This is a genomic window from Cohnella cholangitidis, assembly GCF_014107495.1.
Classification (GTDB): Bacteria; Bacillota; Bacilli; order Paenibacillales; family Paenibacillaceae; genus Cohnella; species Cohnella cholangitidis.
The window spans coordinates 2,049,360-2,066,429 of record NZ_CP041969.1; the positions used below are offsets into that span (position 1 = coordinate 2,049,360).

Below are 17,070 nucleotides of genomic sequence, written 5' to 3' on the forward strand. Positions count from 1 at the left end.
TGTCTTTTTTTAGTATTTGCCGCGTAAACGGTTAAAGAGCATCGTTCTAAAAACGACGCCCGTCCTTATTGCGGTCTCTTAAGAAGCTGTCGGGATCTATTAATCCGTCCAAACGGCCGGCAGCGTCTTTGTAAATTCGCGTAATTTCTTGCACTTTATCGAACTCTAGGTTTCCGGGACCCAAATTTTCATAGAACATTTTCTGCAACAACGTATTGAATAGTTGTAACCTCTCCTCGACGACTTGCAGCTCCTGCGCCAAGATTTCATCGAAGGTGTGGTTTCTGATCCAATCTTCGATCGGATCGTCGTTCTCTTCCGCCTCGTCTTCGAATCTCCCGCCGCGATCGCGTTCGCGATCTTGATCGTACCGGTTGCCGGAGACGTCGATCGAGGTTCTGAGCTGCGATAGCATGATTCGCTCTTTGGCGAGCATGACCTGAAACGGCTTATGCGCCAGCAGATCCGCAACGACGAGACGGCACATGTCGGGATTGCCTAACAGGCTAGCATCGAATGGATGGAGAATCCATTGATTCTGTTTACTGTACAAATTAAACTCGAACCATTCGCCTCCATAATTGAATCGAACGTTAATCGTGGTAGGATCTAAGATTTCGAAAGTAAAATCCAAGCGGCCTGCTCCTCCCGGTTGGCGAAGTTATCTAATGGTATAGTACCAAATCGGGGAAGATTTGAAAATCTTTTGACTTTACTCCTCGATAAGCTCCATGATAGATTCCGACTTCTCGTTGCTCGCCACGACGATCAGAACCAGGATGCCAATGCCGATCACCCAACTCATGACCATACCCGAACTTCCTCTCTACCAACCGGATTTACTATAGTCTATCCGGCGGAGCGAGATTTTATGACGTTCATATTTCGCTCTACTTCCCCCCTCATCGCCCATCTGCAACCGAGTTAGTCGGCTTTTCCGCGACATATGTCCGCCAATTGGAACGATTTATTCCGCAGCAAAGCGAAGCGCATGACTTCTCTTTCGTAAACGGGCAATTCGAGCAAACCCGTTCCTTCCGCATTGCCGATACGACCGATTAATTCATACAAATTCCGTTGGCAGAACTCCGGTTTCTTCTCCAGTTCATCTCTGCTATATGGAAAATAGACGTATCCATAGATCGCAACCGAACGAGCACGAGCCCTTTCGAAAGAAAAACGATCCCGCGTGATCTTCTCCGCATGAGTGACGAAGTGATCTTCTTCGAACACAATCCGTAACCTGGAATGAAATACGTCGCCGTAAATTCTCGTACCCGATAAGCCCATCATTTCATATTCGATCTCCATGTTCTCGAAGCTGCCGAATACGGGAAGCAACACGGTCTCCAACAGCTTCTTGGTCCCCGTCAAATCCCTCCGCAGCATCTCGAGTCTTTGCCCGCTGGCGCCCCGAACCTGCTCTTTCCAAAAAATCCCATACCCCGTATCGAACATTAACGAACTGCTCCTCTCCAATTTAAAAAAAAAGCCGCCAGCTCCCTATGGGAACGGACGGCGCGTGCTTCACGCGTTCGGAGATTAATATTTAGTCCAACAAACTCGTTACGGAAGGCTGCTGAATAGCCGCCGGCGCTGCTGGGCTTGTCCCAGGCTGCAAGCCGAGACGTTGGCCCATCTGCTTGTTGATCTCGGATAGGCGAGTCGTTTGTTCCGTAGCGGACGCGATAATCGTGCGGTTCGACTCCTCGCAACGATTGATCGCCGACGTCAAGTCGTTCATCGCTTGGTTGATTTGCTCCATCGACATGGAAGACTTCGTCATCGCTTGAGTCGTCTTCTGCGTCGTTTCGTTGAGGAGACGGGCATTTTCCGCGAATTGCTTGCCTAGCATGTCGTTCGTTGCGTTAACGGCATCGATAACCTTCAGTTGGTCGTCCAACGCCGTCGCGATCATCGCGGATACGGTAATGAGATGCTGCGTCTTATCGATTGTCGCATCTACCGAATCGATAAGCTTGTCGTTATTGTCGTTAATGATATCCGAACCGGCAATCGCTTGCTGGTACAGCATGATCATCTCGGTCAGCGCTTGAATCCGCGTGACGACTTTACGCAAGCCCCGCTCCAGCTGAGCTTTTCTCATCTCGTTCTCCGGCTTCGCGATTTCTTGCTCGAACAACACTTTCAGTTGGTTGCCGAGCTCTATGCGTTGCTGAACGTTATACATTTCCTGAAGGCACATTTGCTTCAAGTTACGCATATGCACGATATTTTCTTCCAATGTGTCCTTACCGTTGCGAAGCGCGGATATGATCGATTGTACGTTGGTTTTGACCGATTGGTATTTCATGATGTAGTTTTTCATCGGAGTCTTGCGCAGAATCTTCTGCATCAACGAGAGATCCTTGCTCCGGTTCAAGTCGTCGACTTCATTGCGCAGCTTCAAAATATTGCCCGCGATTTCCGAGCGTTTGCCCCCTAACAGATCGTTAAGCGGACGCTCGAGCAAAGTCAGGTTTGCCCCGGCTTTCTCCATCGTCTTCTGGCCCATTCTTCCGATTTCATCCATCAAGGAATCCAATTGAGTGGCATCGGTCGAAGAAATGCGTTGAATCGTAGCTTGCGCTTCCTGTTGAACTCTTGCCGTGTCCGAATCCTTAAGCATAATGGCCTGCATACTCATGTGTAAATCCTCCTCTAGAGTTAGTTGCCTGCACCGTAACGCTGGTGAATGAGCTCGGCTTTGTTTTTCAATTCCATAAGGTCCTTCTGTTCGATAAAGCCCGTATATGTCGTAATTTGATTGTCGATATCTTTAAGGCTGTTCAACAAAATTCTGCGATTCTGCCGTTTGGCTTCCCCGCTGAGATTAAGGAACGGGGTAATGGTTCCGTTCAAATCCTTCAACACGAGCCGCTGGATCTTATGGTTGATATCGCCGTTGTTGAACTCGACAAGCTGAGGAATAATCCGGTTTAACCTTACGAGCAGGGATAACGTGCGTTGAACGATCTCGTTATCCAGGTTGTTCTTCTCGCCCTCGATCAGCACCATGTCCTCGATCGTCCCGATATATTCCATAACCGTATCCCATTCCGGGCCAAGAGCGGGAGCTCTATGTCCGTGCGGACGGTCTGTCTGCGGCGCGGACGTTTCGGCGATCCGATTGCTAGCGGATGACGGCTGATCGACCCTCTGGCCGCTGTTCGCGGCTGCCGCCGCAGCCGCATTGGCCGCGTCTCTCTCCGCGGCTAGCTTGGCCACTTTGAGCTCGGCCTGGCGAATCGTAGATCCTACAAGCGTTCCCAGAATCGGGAATACCAAGGATACGGACACGGGAAGAAATTTAGTTGAAACAAGACCTACGACATAACCGATGATTAGGGAGGCAAGCCCCCATTTAGAACGAAGCAATGTTTCGCGTACCTCCTGTCATACGATCTTTGAATAAGAAGTTATTCAACCTATTACTCAAGTGTATGGTTTTCAGCCGCTCGCGTCAATTTTTTATCTAAGATCAGCCTTGTCTTGCATCACTACGGGCAGCTCAAGGTAACTCGCCTTGACCCCCATGCGGGGAACGGGCCGTTCGAACGATTGTCCTAATATCGTCTTCACCGCCAGGTACGGCATGTTTACGCCGCTCAAGCAGGTGATGAACAAGCCGCCGGACATTCTCGGATTAATCTCCAGCAGCTTGGGAACGCCTTTGTTGTATTTGACCTGAATGTTGAACACGTAGGGAATTCGGCATTTCGCCGCTACTCGCTCGGCAATCTCCGTCAACTCCGGAACATCGTCCAGCAAGTAAATTCTACCCGTGGACTTCCTTCTCGGCACGGCGACGATCAGCTTCCCTTCGGAATCCGCCAGGCAGTCGATGCTGAATTCGTCTTCCTCGAGAAGCTCCATTACCATCAGCTTAGGAAACTTCTCTACCGCGGACAACGTGGCGTACACCTGCTCGAAAGGGACGGACAAACTCACCCAGCTATACAGATTTGCCAGAGGATCCATTTCGTTATCGATGATCCGAAATCCCATGCCGCCCTCGGAGTCCGTAGGTTTGAAGCATGCCCGATGCCCGTTCCGAACAAGAGTTTCGTAGGCCGACTTGAATTGTTCCGCGGTTTCGACGACGTAGTATTCCGGAATCTCCACGACTCCCGTCCCCTGCAGCGTTTCATAGAAACGATCCTTCTCCAGCATACTCTCCAATAACGGGATGTCCCGGCATACCATGACCTTCGTGCCGATCTCGTCGAACCGATCCGCTTCCTTGGCGATTTCGAGCATTTTGAGCCGCGGGATAAAAATATCAATCTCGTTGCGACGGCAGAAGTCTACCGCGTAATCGACGTACTCGGTCCCGTGAAGCACCGGCTCCCGCTCGGAATAATCGCACGCCTGCAAGCTGAGATGATTCGTATCGGGATGAGTGCCGTAAAACTTGAATTTTCCCCCGTCCGGGTTATCGCGGATCATATTCATGTAATGATAGGAGACGGAAAACCAGCGGTTAAAATAAATGTTCGTCATATCGCGTTCCTTGCCTCCATCCGATTCATCAGCGTGCCCACGACTTCTTCGGAAGCCCGGATCCCGGAACGTTCCGTAAATAGAATTCGGTCATGCACGCCGTATTTCCGATATAGCTCCCCATGGTTCGGAGCCACGAATTCGTCCGCGACATCGAGCATGCTCTCGTCAAGCAAGCTGTCTCCGGCCGCGAATACGTAACTCGCCCCGGCTAGCTCCTTTACGTAACGTACCGCGGAGCCTTTGCTCACGCAATCGGGAACGAGATAGATTTTACGTCCTTGCAGCGAGCAGTTCCAGCCATCGTCCTGCAGAAGTTTCGTAAGATCGTCCATTAACCCTGCGCGTAGCTTAGCCCGATCGACGATCACCGAATAGAACAGCTCGTCGCAATATCGATCCTTGATGATCCATTCCTTAGCGACTAATTCGTCGAACTTCCCTTTGATCTCGGGAGCGGGCGCGCATTTCTCGCGCACGGTCCGACGAACGCGGTTTTCCCATTCCTCGTCCGACCTGCCGTCGATCAGCACCTTACCGCCGTTGCTCACGATGGCGTAACGCGAAGGAACGCCCTCGGTTAGTCCGAATATTCTCCGGTATTGCTCGTAGATTCTAGTCGTCGTAGGAACGAAATGAACCCGACCGCTAAGCGCTTGAAGATCGCGGTAAGCCGTTCGGGTCATGAACGAACGATATTCCCCCTGATCGAGCTCCACCGGAACGAGTTCATCCGGCTGTTCGATCGGCCCCATGGAATTGCGGGAATAAATAAGCGTTTGATCCAAATCGCATGCAAAGATCATTCCGCTCCCCCCTTCAGCGGTTTAATCAATCCGCAGCAAGAATAAGTTAAATCCGGGTATACCTCGACGGGAACGCCTCGATCGCGAGAGAGCAGAAGGATCGAAGCCAGGTTCGGGTTGTCTAAGTCGTTCACGAGAATTTTCCACGGCACCCTTCTCAGCAGCACTCGCGTCGTCTCTCCGACTCCCGGCTTGATCAGATTGATGTCGGCGATTCCGTAATCGCGCTGAATTCTCAGGATATCCTGCTCGCCTTTCCAAGTAACGGGATCGCCGGGAATCTCCAGCAGGCGCGTGGCTTCCTCTAGAGCCTCTTCTCTCACCGAATCGAAGTAAGGTTCGATCGCATCGACGAACGCGTTCGTCAGATCCTCCTTCTCCCACTCCCGATAATATTTGGCCCCGTGGTAATCGTCGGGTCCGATCAAGTCGTCCCGCAGGACGGTTCGGCTGATCAAGCCCGATACGGTGGAATTCAAGCAGGCGCTCGGGATCAAGAAGTCTTCCCGCGTGCCGAACGTCCCGGAGCAGCGTCCGGGATCCGCCAGCACGGCCAGATCGCCGCTCAACTTAACTCCGTATTTCTGCTCGAAACGGTTACAGGCATTGATAAGCACTTTGCGAATCGCCCCTTTGCCCGTCCAACCGTCGATGAACTGAATTTCCGCTTGCGGGTGCGTACGGAGAATATATTTAAGGGCATTCTCGTCGATTCCTTTGCCTCTAATAATCGAGATGCTGTAGTGCGGCAGATCGCGATCGTAATACCTCCTAATATATCTGCGAATCAGCACGCCGATAGGCGTTCCGGCTCTAGCAAGCGAGACTAGCGCCAAGTTCCGCCCTCTCTTGCTTAGGATCTGCTCGGAAACGACGGCCGCGGCCAGCGCGACCCGTCTCGCCGTTGCTTGAAGCGTTTCATGGAACAGCTCGATGTAGGCCTCGGAGGGACGGTATTCCATCGGCAGCATCTCCGAATAATGCGTACCCGATTGGATCGCTTCTTCCCGGTCTTCGGTTCCCCGTTCCAGTGCCAAATGGCTTAAATCCTTTAGAAGAAATACCGCGTCCTCGGGCTTGTAGCTCCCCATCGAGGTCGGGGAAGCGAGTTCGCCATCAAATATCGAATTCAAATGAACCATCACTTCTCCTCCGCCGGCAACGGTTTTCCGAAGAAAACGAGATTCACGATTGGAATTCCGATTCGGGCAAGCGCCCGCTCAAAGGACTTCCCTTGCTCCGCGTCATATTCCCGCTCAATGAAGACGAAAGCTTCGTCGTATTGTCCCGGAGTCACGTTATACATAAAGTTCGCCACCGTCGCGTCATCCGCGGACTCGAAGCGATATGCGGAAGTTACGGCGTAATGCTCCCCTTGCATCGGATAGATGGGACTCCTTGTCGTCGATTGATAGTAAACCCCATCGCCCATGAGATTCGCGATTCTCATCGGAATATACATGAATTCGCCGGTGCCCATGCACAGAACACGTTTGCCCGTTCTCTCCGAAACCAAGCGCTTCGCCGCATATGCGACTTCGCGATCCAGTTCCGCGCCATGCCGAGCGTCCATCCCGAACCTTCCGGTATTCGTCAGATAAGGCACTGCCGTCGTCTTATCCGCAAGAGACGTACCCATATGGGAGAAGAAGCCCGATATATCATGTCTTCTAAAGCTGATCGCGCAATCAGGTACATCTACCGGCGCCGATTGATCTCGTTCATCCGAGGGGTTTCCTTTAACTCTGATCGCCCCTTCGACGAGCGACAAACAACGAATGCGGATGCCAAGCTCGCGCTCCAGCTGGCCGTACCGGCTTCTATCATCCCGAGAACGCCAATCAAGCAAGCTGGCCACGACATAATCCCGTTGTCCGAACGTCTCGAACAACTCCTTGATAATGTTCAACGACGTTTTGCCTGTCGTCATCTCGTCGTCGACGAGCACGATGCGCGAAGCTTTGCGGAAAATATCCGTGTCTTCGGCATAACAACGATGGGACATCGCGTGCGAATGCTCTTCCTCGAAGTTGATGACCGACGTCCTGTCCTCGATCTGCTCCCGCGTCGTATGCAGGTACATGACGTTCCCGTCGAAAGCATCGAACATGCTATGGCCCAGCGCGGTGGCCGTCTCCGCGAATCCAATGAAAAGCGTCGGCTCCTCCACCATGATTTTGTTGTCCATTAACCGACCGTATAGCTCGTCCGCCCGCGCGGGGTTGTCGAAAGCTTCATGCCATTGCCGCACGGACACCGACGACGTCTGACGTTCTAGGATGGAAGTCTCGTAGAGACAGCCCAACATCGCTCCCGATATTAGAGATAGCGAGGGATGCACGGGAAGATGTTTGCCCAGCACCTTGCTGACGAAGAGAAAACTGCGTTTCTTGTTGATTCTCGCCGCCATCTGAAAGAGATGATCGAGCTCCAGCCGGTACGGATTCGAAGCGATGCTCACTCCGACCTCCAAACCGTCCACGATTTTATACAAGCGCTCCTTCTCGCTGCGAGTCCGCGAGTAAGCAGGTGAAGTTATGTTTGTCATGTAACACCCCGAAAATCTTGGCTCGGATCATGATCCGGTTTGACCAGTTCAGATGCGGCTTGATCTCATTCATTTTGTTCTCGTACCGGCTCTTCATGACGCCGAGATCGCCTTGGCTGTTCGATATGATGCTCATCGCGTCGATATACTCTTCGTGAGTGACTACGTATAACGATTGAACGGGCTGGAGATGGGTCGGATGGATGATCGTCTTGCCGATAATCCCATTCTCCTTATCGTACGCAACCTCGCGAATCAAACCATCCACATAGCGGTCCAGATAGGACATTCTCAACCTAAGGCCGTCTTTGCCCATCATTTCTTGGAAAGGCGTCGCTCTCAGCTGAGGCTTAAGTACGCGGTCGCTCCTGAAATATTCCCACACGGGACCGGAAATGACGAAGCGATTGTCTTCTCTCCCGAAAATATTAATAATATCCGTTACGCAATCCCGGATAACGCCGATATCGTAGATCGTCATGTCGGGATTTCTCCTTAATCCGAACATGCTGGAGAAATCGGTAGCGCCGATACGCACGTTCAGCACGTACGGCTTGTATTTCGTCAGCAACGCTTGAATGCCCAATAGCGTGGCCAGCCGGCTCTCCCGATAGATGACCTCGGGCGTCTCCAAGATCGGCATTCCGTACAAGATCGGGAAATCCGGAGCTTTGCTCTTATTGTAAGCTTCCAATATTCGAAAGTAGACTTCCCCTTCGGAAGCCGTAAACTTGGGAAAAGCAAACCCGGTAATCAACCGTATCTGATCTCCGAGCAACGGCAGCAGTCTCTCGAACTGCGCGGATGAGCGAACTCGGACAAATAAGAGCGGCAACCCTTCGTCGTTCAGTTGCCCTCTATTCAGGCAGGCCTCCAGCTTGTCCATCGTCCGGCATAGATTCTCCTCTGCCAGCTGTACCTGATTATCCCCTACCGCGTCCTCGAGATCGATGACCAAAGACACAAGGCCTTTGATCTTCTTGCTGGCAATATCCTCCGCGATCGTCGGCCTCGTCGCCGGCATGTACAACGCCGCTCCGACAGCGTACGCCAAGAGCTCTTGGTCGGTCCGATTGTTGAACTCCGTCGGGAGATAATGAAAGATATCGTGTTCCTGCTCCGGGGTCAGATAGTCAAAATAGCGCATCGACATCACCCTCCTTAATGCTTCTTGCCATTCCAAATCAACCCGTAATTAGTTCTAAAAAATATCCCCCACTTAATCATGAGGGATATTCCTTCGAGTATGAAATCTTATACGGAATCGGACGTCGTTCCTTGCGCTTTTTTCTTCTTAATGGAACTGAGGATCATCGTACCTACGAAGATCGCGATCAGAATGGAGAAGAATACGGCATGGGACACGTGGAAACCGAATGCTCCGGAGATCATCTTAGCGGCAATGACGATAATAAGGATAAACGCCGCTTTCTCCAGCTCCGGGAATTTCTCGATCAACTTCAGGAACACTTGGGCGACGCCTCGCATCATCAGTACCCCGAGAATACCTCCGAGGAACAAAACCCATACCTCTTCGCTTACGCCGAACGCGGCGAGCACGCTGTCGATACTGAAGGCGATATCCATGATCTCGACGGCAAGAACCGTGCGCCAGAAGCTGAGGCCTTTGTTCTCGACTTCCCCGTCTTCTTCATCGTTCTTGCGACGAATATATGGAATAAGGGGGATTCCGCCGACCCGGGCGAATCTGAATTCCAGGTCGAACAAATTGCTTAATGCGATCCAGAGTAGATATAAACCTCCGGCCACTTTAATCCATGTGATCTTAACCAAGAACGTTCCGATCCCGATGGCCAAAAACCGGAAGACGTAAGCGCCGATAAGTCCGTAAAACAATGCTTTCTTTTGTTGCTCTTTCGGAAGATGCCTTACCATTACGGCGAGTACCAATGCGTTATCCGCGGATAGCAAGCCCTCAAGAATGACGAGCGTACCTATAATTCCCCAAGTCGAAGGCTCCGCCAATATTTGCCCCATGTGGTTCCAATCGAAGAAACTCGCGAAGCTGTCCACAAAATTGCTAAAAAAATCTGCCATGATGCTCCCCCTGCCAATTCTTTCTCAGTATCGGAAACCTTGTTGCTATTTCCTGCCTTTAGACCAACGCAGCCCCCAGTTATAGGCGATATCGAGCTTTTGTTGATCGTCGAAAAACTGAACCAACCGCTCGATGCTGAAGGTTTGATCGTTCACGTTCTTGATCATCGCAATTGCGCATAGCCCCTTGCTATTGTTGTACTCGTCCATTCTGACGACGATATCCGGTCCGCCGGATTGGGTAATGGTCACGACGCCGTCAGCTTGAGACCAGTTCGCCACCCCTTCGTAGATGAAGGCGAATATGACGATGCGTTCGATCTCGGCGACTTTGGCGCCATTGATCCTAAGATTCTCGCCGCCGGCCAGCGCGCCGGTACGATCATCCCCGTCCAACGAAATGTAAGGCGGACGGCTAAAGTCGCCGAAGGCATTGCCTAACGCCTGTACGCCGCCCTTGGACCCGTCCTTCAGTTCGAAGAGGCAACCCAGATCAAGGTCGATTCCGGAAGCGGCTTTAAATAATCCGCCTCCCGATTTCTTGCGATTCCAGTTTAAGTTAACTAGAATTTCTCCCAGCGCCCCCGATTTCTTCTCGAGGTTAATGACGTCTCCCTTTTTGCGAAGCTCGATCTTGTCCAACCGAATCGTGGAAGGCGGAGTCGATGGAGGCTGGATCGGCGGTTGGACCGGCGGCGGGGAGGATAGGGACGGCGAGGCTTGTCCCCCCGCGCTCGGGGCGGAATCTTCACGAACGTCAACGCCGAAGCTTCCGCACAACGCGGACAATCCGCCGGAGTATCCCGATCCGATCGCGTTAAACTTCCATTCCCCGTTGTATCTATATAATTCTCCTACGACAATCGCCGTTTCGATAGGAAAGTTTTTTCCAAGTTCGTATCGAAGCAATTCGTTGCCGGTAGCTTCATCGATGACTCTGATATAGGCATCGTTCACTTGCGAGAAATTTTGTTTGCGGACATCTCCTTCGTAGATCGTTAAGGTAAACGATACCTTCTCGATTTCCTTCGGGATGCTCCCCAACTTGATGCTGACTTGTTCTTTGTCCGGTTGGTTACCGTAAGTTTTCCTGTTGCTTTCCCCGACGATTTCAATCGCTCCCGCAGCGCCTGAAGGATTCGAATAGAAAATCAAATCTTGATCCGATCTTACTTTACCGTTCGCTTGAAGCACGAACACCGAGAAATCCAAATCGACTCCAGAAGTAGAGTTCCACCCCATACCGACAATAACACGCGACAATGAAGGATTGCTTCTAGTAATATCTGCTTTCTGGCCTTTGACGATCGACAACGACATCTTAATATAGCCTCCGTTTGGGTTTACTTACTTGGCGTCAAGGCCATAATTGTGCGCCAGCGCCGATAACCCGCCGGCAAATCCCGATCCTACCGCCTGGAATTTCCAATCGCCGCCATGGCGATACAGCTCGCACACGACAACGGCCGTCTCCACCGAGAAGTCCTCGCCGAGATCGTAACGCAGAATTTCGCTGCCGGTTTGCTCGTCCACTAACCGAACAAAAGCATTGGATACTTGCCCGAAATTCTGGTTGCGCTGTTCCGCGTTGTGAATGGTCACCGTAATACCGATGCGATGAATGGCTTCGGGAATTTTGGTGAAATCGAGCTTGATTTGCTCATCGTCCCCGTCTCCTTGCCCATCCCGGTTATCTCCCGAATGAACGACCGCGCCGGTATAGACGGACAAGTTGTTGTAAAATACGAAATCCTCGATTCCGCCCGCCTTGCCGTTCTGATGGAGCAAAAAAGCGGACGCGTCCAAGTCGAATGCTTCGCCGCCCGTATATTTATTCGTATCCCAGCCAAGTCCGATAATCGCGCGCTTGAGCCCCGGGTTAGTTTTCGTAAGATCGATTCTTTGCCCTTTCGACAAACTGATCGTCATGGCAATTCCTCCTTATACTTGTACTCCGAAATCACGGCATAACCCCGCTAATCCGTCACGATAGCCGCTTCCGACGGCACTGAATTTCCATTCTCCGTTATGGCGATACAACTCCGCGACGACTACGGCCGTCTCGATCGAGAAATCTTCTCCCAGATCGTAACGGATAAGCTCCTCGTTCGTACCGTCCTTCACGACGCGGGCGAACGCGTTAGCCACTTGTCCGAAGTTCTGGTTGCGTGCCGCGGCATCATGGATCGTGATGCAGAAAGCCACTTTCTCGATATTCGCGGGAACTTGGCTCAGATCGATCGTCAAGGATTCGTCATCCCCCGCGCCCTCTCCGGTTTGATTGTCGCCGGACAGCTGAATAGCCCCGTTGGCGATGCTCTTGTTGTTGTAGAAAATAAAATCCGCATCCGAGTTCACTTTACCGGAAGCATTCAAACAAAAGGCCGACGCATCAAGGTCGAACGAGCTGCCGCCATCGTATTTGTTCGTATCCCAGCCTAAACCGACCTTAACTTTAACGAGACCCGGATTGGATTTGGTTAAATCTACTTTTTGGCCTTTGGACAAGTTTACCGCCATGGAAAGTTCCTCCTTTAATTAAAAAAAGGACCGCAATCCTACCGAAAAGCGGTCCCTCGAACAGGGTATAACGAACGATTACATCAAACCGAAATCTTTGCACAAGCCGGCCAGGCCTTCTTTATATCCGCTGCCAACCGCGTTGAATTTCCATTCGCCGCTGTGACGGTACAGTTCCCCTACGACGACAGCCGTTTCGACGGAGAAATCTTCTCCCAGGTCGTAACGGATAAGCTCCGCGCCCGTATCTTCGTTAACGATACGTACGAATGCGTTCGTAACTTGTCCGAAATTTTGGCCTCTTTCCGCGGCTTCGTGGATCGTGATGCAGAAGGAGATTTTTTCGATTTCGGCAGGAATGGCCGCCAGGTTGACTTTGACTTGCTCATCGTCTCCGTCGCCTTCGCCCGTCAGGTTGTCGCCCGTATGAACGACGGAACCGCTTGGATTCTGGGTATTGTTGTAGAAAACGAAATCTTTTTCAGTAGGCGCTTTACCGCCCGCGTTAAGACAGAAGATGGAAGCGTCCAAATCGAAAGCTTTGCCTCCGTCGTACTTATTCGTATCCCATCCCAATCCGACCAGCACTTTCGTTAGTCCCGGGTTCGTTTTCGTCAAATCGATTTTTTGGCCTTTAGATAAGCTAATAGACATAGGAGTAACCTCTTCTCATGATTTTATTTGATGCTGCAGGGATTTCATTATTGGTAAGAACGGGCAAGAAGATCAACGTGAGCAGCATCCGTTCCTTCGCCGATCGCGTTGAATTTCCATTCTCCGCTATAGCGGTAAATCTCTCCAACGATAAGCGCCGTTTTGCCGGAGTAGTTATCCGTCAAATTAAAACGCACCAATTCCTGTTCGTTGGACTGATTAAGCACGCGAATGTACGCGGAGGAGATCATTCCGAAGTCCTGCTTGCGGTTCACGCAATCGTAAATATTAACAACCATAAGAATCTTGTGAATGTTGGCCGGTACGCGACCCAGATCGATGTGGATCTGCTCATCGTCTCCGTCGCCTTCTCCCGTGCGGTTATCGCCGGAGTGAACGACCGAGCCGTCAGGGCTCTTCAAGTTGTGGAAGCATACAAGGTTTTTCCCTTGAAGCTTGCCGTTCTCGTCCAGTAGGAGGGCGGAAGCATCGCAGTCAATGTCTACTTTCTTGGAGCCGAAGAAGCTCTTCTTCTCCACGGGGTTCCATCCGAGACCTACGATTAGCTTGCTAAGTCCGGCGTTACCCTTCGTTAAATCGACTTTCTGTCCTTTTACTAGAGAAATCGTCATTTCAATGGGGTCTCCCTTCGACTGTTTCAATCTTATGCGGCTGCGTCATGGATTCTATGAATCTATCATCCATTGACTAACCTATTTTACGACCAAGCGACAAAAAGGTTTCAACGACTTTTCAAATCATTTTCTGAAAAAACACCAAACAATTAAATTATAATCCAAATGCCACCATCCCATCAATATTTGGGAATCGCAAAGCTGCTGTAACCTTCCAGGTTCGACTTGCGTCAGTACACTTATCGAATTTGCGTAACAAACATCAAGGAGAGTGCACAGCTATGAAAAAAACATCCATCTTCCTTCTTTTAACCGTCGTGCTAAGCCTAGTCCTTAGTGCTTGTTCTAGCAACAACAAGGAAGCCGCAATCGACCCCAAGGTACCTGCCAAGGAAATGGCCGACCAACTGTTGGCTCGATTCGAACAACCGATGCTCATGGAATTGGAAACAGCCATGGTGCAGCAGCTCTATCGCTTGGATCCCGCGTTACTAGAAGATTATTCGATTAGAACGCCGCTCATGAACGTGAAGACGAATGAACTGACGATCTTGAAAGTTAAAGAAGCCAAAGACGTAGCTGTCGTCGAAGCAGCGGTTAAGCAACGCGCCGGCGACGTACAGAAGCAATTCGAGTCTTATCTTCCCGACCAGTACGAACTGTCCAAGAACTATAAGCTCGTCATCAAAGGCAACTACATCCTGTTCGTCATTTCCGAGAATGCCGACGAGCTCGTTAAATCCTTCGAAGGCTTCTTCGGGCAAAAATAAACGGACATGGTATTCAGCAGCCTGATTTTCCTATTCGTCTTTCTGCCCGTCGCCCTTCTACTGTATTACTGCTCGCCGTGGAGAATCAAGAATCTCGTTCTGTTCTTAACGAGCCTTTTGTTTTACGCATGGGGAGAGCCTGTCTACATCGTTATTATGCTCATTTCCACCGTTACGGATTACGGCTTCGGGTTGCTGCTTAGCAACTCGCGGCTGAAGCCGATTCAGCGCAAAGGGGTCGTCGTTTGCTCCATTATCGTCAATCTCGCGCTTCTGTCGTACTTCAAATACGCCGATTTTCTCATTCAAAACGTGAACGGTCTTTTGGGAACCGATATCCCGCTTACCGAGCTGGCTCTTCCGATCGGGATCTCCTTCTACACGTTCCAATCCATGTCCTACATCGTGGATATCTATAGAGGAACGGCCAAGGCGCAACGCAATTGGATCGACTTCGCCACGTTCGTCGCCTTGTTCCCGCAATTGGTCGCGGGTCCGATCGTGCATTACAAAACGGTTTCGGAGCAGCTCCGCAAACGCACGGTCAATACCGAGATGTTCGCGGAAGGCGTTCGGCGGTTCATCGTCGGGCTAGCCAAAAAGGTGTTGCTCGCCAACAATATCGGTCTGCTCTGGCACTCGATATCGGAAATGGATTCCGGTTCGCTGCCGGTGTTAACGGCTTGGTTAGGCATCATCGCGTTCGCGTTCCAAATTTATTTCGATTTCAGCGGATACTCCGACATGGCTATCGGACTAGGCCTGATGTTCGGATTCCGATTCAACGAAAATTTCGATAAACCCTATACCGCTCAGAGCATCACCGACTTCTGGCGAAGGTGGCACATTTCGCTTAGCGGCTGGTTCAGAGATTACGTCTACATCCCGCTTGGAGGCAATCGTCAAGGGTTAGGCAAGCAATTGCGCAATATCCTTATCGTTTGGTTGCTTACCGGGATCTGGCATGGAGCGAGCTGGAACTTCCTGCTATGGGGCTTGTATTTCGGCGCGATCCTGATTTTCGAAAAATGGTGGGTACTCAAGCTGCTCGACCGTGCGCCTCGTTGGATACGCCACGCCTATGCCATCTTCCTCATTCTTGTCGGCTGGGTATTGTTTGCCTTCGACGAGCTCCCGATGGTCGGCGGTTACTTGCAGGCTATGAGCGGTCTGGCCGGCCAACCGTTGTGGGATAACCATACGCTGTATTTCGCTTACACGAACGCGATATTGCTTGTCGTACTGGTCGTAGCATCTATGCCTAAGAGGAAGCTCTTCGCGGTTCACCCTAACGGCCAAGGAGCAATCCTGAACGTTGCCTGGTGCGGGCTGTTGTTTTTCCTATCCGTCTCCTATCTGGTCGACGCGACTTTTAACCCATTCTTATATTTCCGTTTCTGACGAGCAATAAAAGGAGTACACCCGTAATGAACAATCGGAAGGCAGACCGCATATTGGTTTGGGGATTCGTCGCCGCGCTGTTTCTGATTCCGCTGACCTTCTTCCTCATGCCGATCAGCCGGTTCTCCGAGTTGGAGAATCGTACTTTGCAAGACGCCCCTAAATTAACTTGGGACAACGTAATCTCCAAAAAATTCGCCGACGAAGCCGAGAGCTTCGTAACCGATCATTTCCCTTATCGCGGCGACTGGGTATGGATTAAATCCACGGTCGAGCAATTGCGCCTGCAACAAGAAAATAACGGAATATTCAAAGGCAAAGACGGTTACTTGTTCGAGAAGTTCGCGAAACCCGATTACGAGAAAGTTCGGCGGTACACGGAAGCCGTCAAGCAATTCGCGGCCAACCACCCGGACGTCGACATGACTTTCCTGCTGGCGCCGACATCGATCGGCATGTACCCGGATCGTTTGCCGTGGAAAGCTCCGTTCTATTCCGAAGCAAAGGTAAACGGCGTAATCGCCGATCAACTCAAAGATAGCGTAACTTTCATGGACGGGTTCGACTTCCTGCGTCCGCATGCGTCCGAGTCCATTTACTACCGGACGGATCATCACTGGACCACGCTCGGCGCTTATTATGCTTATGCGGCTTACGCCAAGCGAATGGGCTGGACTCCGCTCGGCGAGAAAGACTTCCGGATTCAAACCGTGAGCGATTCGTTCCTTGGAAGCTTCCATACCCGCAGCCAATTCAGCGGATTGAAGCCCGATCCGGTTCAAGCTTTCGTACCGAACAATCCCGTTCATTCGGAGATGTATATAGCGGATACCGATAAGACGGCTGCCACTCTATATGACGATAGCTTTCTGCGGAAGAAAGATCAGTATTCTTACTTCATGGGCGGAGTCCATGCTCTTACGACGATCAAGAACGATCTTGATCCGCAAGCCGTAGACCTGGACAAACTTCTCGTCCTTAAGGATTCCTACGCCCATAGCTTTATTCCGTTCCTCGCTCCGCACGCGGCGGAAATCCATGTCATCGACGTCCGTTATTATAACGGCAACATCGGCGATTACATGAGCGAGAACGGAATCGAAGACGTATTGTTGCTCTTTAATACGGCTACGTTCGTCGAGAACGGCGAAATCCTGAAAATCGACAATTAATCG

18 protein-coding genes are annotated in these 17,070 nt (G+C 51.1%); 3 read left to right on the forward strand and 15 right to left on the reverse strand.

From position 1 onward, the window contains the following. Positions 1-46 precede the first annotated feature (46 nt). The 15 genes from FPL14_RS09780 to FPL14_RS09850 all read right to left on the reverse strand — a co-directional run bounded on the left by FPL14_RS09780 (position 47) and on the right by FPL14_RS09850 (position 13,721). Entirely contained in the window at positions 47-634 is a 588-nt protein-coding gene (locus tag FPL14_RS09780; protein WP_182302802.1) for a hypothetical protein, read from the reverse strand. Between the two features lie 290 nt (positions 635-924). Beyond that, positions 925-1,458, reverse strand: a complete 534-nt coding sequence (locus FPL14_RS09785) for a hypothetical protein (protein ID WP_182302803.1) — start codon at positions 1,456-1,458, stop codon at positions 925-927. A 91-nt stretch (positions 1,459-1,549) separates the two neighbouring features. Next, positions 1,550-2,647, reverse strand: a complete 1,098-nt coding sequence (locus FPL14_RS09790) for a toxic anion resistance protein (protein WP_182302804.1) — start codon at positions 2,645-2,647, stop codon at positions 1,550-1,552. A 20-nt stretch (positions 2,648-2,667) separates the two neighbouring features. Beyond that, on the reverse strand, positions 2,668-3,378 hold the full coding sequence (locus tag FPL14_RS09795) for a hypothetical protein (RefSeq protein ID WP_182302805.1): 711 nt from the start codon (positions 3,376-3,378) through the stop codon (positions 2,668-2,670). Positions 3,379-3,471: 93 nt separating this feature from the next. After that, positions 3,472-4,503 (reverse strand): ATP-grasp domain-containing protein, encoded by a 1,032-nt coding sequence (locus FPL14_RS09800; RefSeq protein WP_182302806.1) that lies wholly within the window; start codon positions 4,501-4,503, stop codon positions 3,472-3,474. Then, entirely contained in the window at positions 4,500-5,309 is an 810-nt protein-coding gene (locus FPL14_RS09805; protein WP_182302807.1) for an HAD family hydrolase, read from the reverse strand. Before FPL14_RS09805 ends, FPL14_RS09800 begins: the two co-directional genes overlap by 4 nt. Then, positions 5,306-6,451 (reverse strand): cysteine protease StiP family protein, encoded by a 1,146-nt coding sequence (locus FPL14_RS09810; protein WP_182302808.1) that lies wholly within the window; start codon positions 6,449-6,451, stop codon positions 5,306-5,308. Before FPL14_RS09810 ends, FPL14_RS09805 begins: the two co-directional genes overlap by 4 nt. Continuing rightward, positions 6,451-7,857 (reverse strand): phosphoribosyltransferase family protein, encoded by a 1,407-nt coding sequence (locus FPL14_RS09815; RefSeq protein ID WP_229263857.1) that lies wholly within the window; start codon positions 7,855-7,857, stop codon positions 6,451-6,453. Before FPL14_RS09815 ends, FPL14_RS09810 begins: the two co-directional genes overlap by 1 nt. Then, entirely contained in the window at positions 7,796-9,004 is a 1,209-nt protein-coding gene (locus FPL14_RS09820; protein WP_182302809.1) for an HpcH/HpaI aldolase/citrate lyase family protein, read from the reverse strand. The genes FPL14_RS09815 and FPL14_RS09820 overlap by 62 nt, the downstream gene beginning before the upstream one ends. 107 nt (positions 9,005-9,111) lie before the next feature. Then, positions 9,112-9,918, reverse strand: coding sequence for a TerC family protein (locus FPL14_RS09825; protein WP_182303928.1), 807 nt, complete (start codon positions 9,916-9,918; stop codon positions 9,112-9,114). A 42-nt stretch (positions 9,919-9,960) separates the two neighbouring features. Then, complete coding sequence (locus FPL14_RS09830) at positions 9,961-11,235, reverse strand: TerD family protein (RefSeq protein ID WP_182302810.1); 1,275 nt, start codon at positions 11,233-11,235, stop codon at positions 9,961-9,963. 27 nt (positions 11,236-11,262) lie between these two features. Continuing rightward, positions 11,263-11,844, reverse strand: coding sequence for a TerD family protein (locus FPL14_RS09835; protein WP_182302811.1), 582 nt, complete (start codon positions 11,842-11,844; stop codon positions 11,263-11,265). Between the two features lie 12 nt (positions 11,845-11,856). Then, a complete protein-coding gene (locus FPL14_RS09840; protein ID WP_182302812.1) occupies positions 11,857-12,435 on the reverse strand; it encodes a TerD family protein in 579 nt (192 codons plus the stop codon). A 78-nt stretch (positions 12,436-12,513) separates the two neighbouring features. Beyond that, positions 12,514-13,089, reverse strand: coding sequence for a TerD family protein (locus FPL14_RS09845; protein ID WP_182302813.1), 576 nt, complete (start codon positions 13,087-13,089; stop codon positions 12,514-12,516). A 47-nt stretch (positions 13,090-13,136) separates the two neighbouring features. Continuing rightward, positions 13,137-13,721, reverse strand: coding sequence for a TerD family protein (locus FPL14_RS09850; protein WP_182302814.1), 585 nt, complete (start codon positions 13,719-13,721; stop codon positions 13,137-13,139). Positions 13,722-14,005: 284 nt separating this feature from the next. On the opposite strand from FPL14_RS09850, the gene FPL14_RS09855 reads away from it, so the two are divergent. The 3 genes from FPL14_RS09855 to FPL14_RS09865 are packed head-to-tail and all read left to right on the forward strand — an operon-like array spanning position 14,006 to position 17,067. Beyond that, on the forward strand, positions 14,006-14,494 hold the full coding sequence (locus FPL14_RS09855; protein ID WP_182302815.1) for a DUF4358 domain-containing protein: 489 nt from the start codon (positions 14,006-14,008) through the stop codon (positions 14,492-14,494). 6 nt (positions 14,495-14,500) lie between these two features. Continuing rightward, a complete protein-coding gene (locus FPL14_RS09860) occupies positions 14,501-15,895 on the forward strand; it encodes an MBOAT family O-acyltransferase (RefSeq protein ID WP_182302816.1) in 1,395 nt (464 codons plus the stop codon). A gap of 26 nt (positions 15,896-15,921) precedes the next feature. Further along, on the forward strand, positions 15,922-17,067 hold the full coding sequence (locus tag FPL14_RS09865) for a DHHW family protein (protein ID WP_182302817.1): 1,146 nt from the start codon (positions 15,922-15,924) through the stop codon (positions 17,065-17,067). Positions 17,068-17,070: the final 3 nt, after the last annotated feature.

Bases quoted from the DNA above. Each gene is read 5' to 3' on its own strand.
- FPL14_RS09815 (WP_229263857.1), bottom strand. From the start codon at position 7,857: ATGACAAACATAACTTCACCTGCTTACTCGCGGACTCGCAGCGAGAAG.
- FPL14_RS09800 (WP_182302806.1), bottom strand. From the start codon at position 4,503: ATGACGAACATTTATTTTAACCGCTGGTTTTCCGTCTCCTATCATTAC.
- FPL14_RS09805 (WP_182302807.1), bottom strand. From the start codon at position 5,309: ATGATCTTTGCATGCGATTTGGATCAAACGCTTATTTATTCCCGCAAT.
- FPL14_RS09855 (WP_182302815.1), top strand. From the start codon at position 14,006: ATGAAAAAAACATCCATCTTCCTTCTTTTAACCGTCGTGCTAAGCCTA.
- FPL14_RS09820 (WP_182302809.1), bottom strand. From the start codon at position 9,004: ATGCGCTATTTTGACTATCTGACCCCGGAGCAGGAACACGATATCTTT.
- FPL14_RS09835 (WP_182302811.1), bottom strand. From the start codon at position 11,844: ATGACGATCAGTTTGTCGAAAGGGCAAAGAATCGATCTTACGAAAACT.
- FPL14_RS09830 (WP_182302810.1), bottom strand. From the start codon at position 11,235: ATGTCGTTGTCGATCGTCAAAGGCCAGAAAGCAGATATTACTAGAAGC.
- FPL14_RS09785 (WP_182302803.1), bottom strand. From the start codon at position 1,458: ATGTTCGATACGGGGTATGGGATTTTTTGGAAAGAGCAGGTTCGGGGC.
- FPL14_RS09790 (WP_182302804.1), bottom strand. From the start codon at position 2,647: ATGAGTATGCAGGCCATTATGCTTAAGGATTCGGACACGGCAAGAGTT.
- FPL14_RS09860 (WP_182302816.1), top strand. From the start codon at position 14,501: ATGGTATTCAGCAGCCTGATTTTCCTATTCGTCTTTCTGCCCGTCGCC.
- FPL14_RS09810 (WP_182302808.1), bottom strand. From the start codon at position 6,451: ATGGTTCATTTGAATTCGATATTTGATGGCGAACTCGCTTCCCCGACC.
- FPL14_RS09865 (WP_182302817.1), top strand. From the start codon at position 15,922: ATGAACAATCGGAAGGCAGACCGCATATTGGTTTGGGGATTCGTCGCC.
- FPL14_RS09845 (WP_182302813.1), bottom strand. From the start codon at position 13,089: ATGTCTATTAGCTTATCTAAAGGCCAAAAAATCGATTTGACGAAAACG.
- FPL14_RS09840 (WP_182302812.1), bottom strand. From the start codon at position 12,435: ATGGCGGTAAACTTGTCCAAAGGCCAAAAAGTAGATTTAACCAAATCC.
- FPL14_RS09850 (WP_182302814.1), bottom strand. From the start codon at position 13,721: ATGACGATTTCTCTAGTAAAAGGACAGAAAGTCGATTTAACGAAGGGT.